Annotated in this window: 1 protein-coding gene and 1 pseudogene; both read left to right on the forward strand. The window is 61.4% G+C overall.

The genetic code is table 11. The annotated features are described in order from the left end of the window. Positions 1-102 precede the first annotated feature (102 nt). A pseudogene (locus AC1D34_RS38065) lies at positions 103-201 on the forward strand (IS66 family transposase); the annotation flags it as partial. Between the two features lie 138 nt (positions 202-339). Next, positions 340-708: a hypothetical protein gene (locus tag AC1D34_RS38070; RefSeq protein WP_476827090.1), complete on the forward strand. Its 369-nt coding sequence runs from the start codon at positions 340-342 to the stop codon at positions 706-708. Positions 709-842 lie beyond the last annotated feature (134 nt).

Below are 842 nucleotides of genomic sequence, written 5' to 3' on the forward strand. Positions count from 1 at the left end.
GGTAATCTGCTTCACGGAAGAACGGCTCCTACCTTGTGGCGTTGAAATAACGACCACGTTTTAGCACTCTGATGCTGCGGTAGCGGGTCGTTCCACCTCATCATGCTCAGGCGCTGGGACGGCTTCATCCGCTTCCTTGACGACGGCCGCATCTGCCTCACCAACAATGCCGCCGAACGAGCTCTGCGCGGCATCGCAATGATGGAGTCATTATGCTCCCCCTTTTCAAGTGTCTGGAAACATTGAGGCCTGTGTTTCGGATACGGCCCGACGCGGGGGCGTCCTGGCGTTGATGGCATCGATGATCGCAGGATTCTGAAGGTCGGCGGCGCGGATCTGATGCGGGGCGCCGGGCATGACCTGCTCGGTCTTGATGGTTCCATCGTGGACGAGCTTGCGGATCCGGTGATGGGTGATGCCGAGGTTTGCGGCTGCTTCCTGCATGGTGAGCCATTGGCCGTCTTTATCGGCGGAACGATAGGCATGGATACCGTTGACGCGGCGAATGGAAGAGACCCGGTGGTCCAGGTCTTGCCCTGTCCCGTCGGCAGCTTCATGCGGTTGAGCGAGGCGGCGATGTCCTGGTCCGACCATCTGGCGGCCATGCTCGCGATGACCTGCAGGGCCTGCCCGGATGTCTTGCAGCCGTGCTCGCCGGTGGCCGGCTTGCGGAAGCGGATCTCGGAATGCTGGCCGCCCTTCCAGTGAATGACGAGCACGACTTCGTTGGTCGCCTGATCGACGTCGGCGATGAGCTCGTCGATCAGGGCGCGGACCAAGCGCTGCCTAGTTGTCGAAGCTATGAAGGTTGTTCATCCGGGCCGGTGCTGAGAGGCTGGGGT

The sequence above is a fragment of the Allobosea sp. P1_A7 genome, assembly GCF_056406775.1.

Coding starts and splice junctions, on each gene's coding strand:
- AC1D34_RS38070 (WP_476827090.1), top strand. CDS start 340: ATGCGGGGCGCCGGGCATGACCTGCTCGGTCTTGATGGTTCCATCGTG.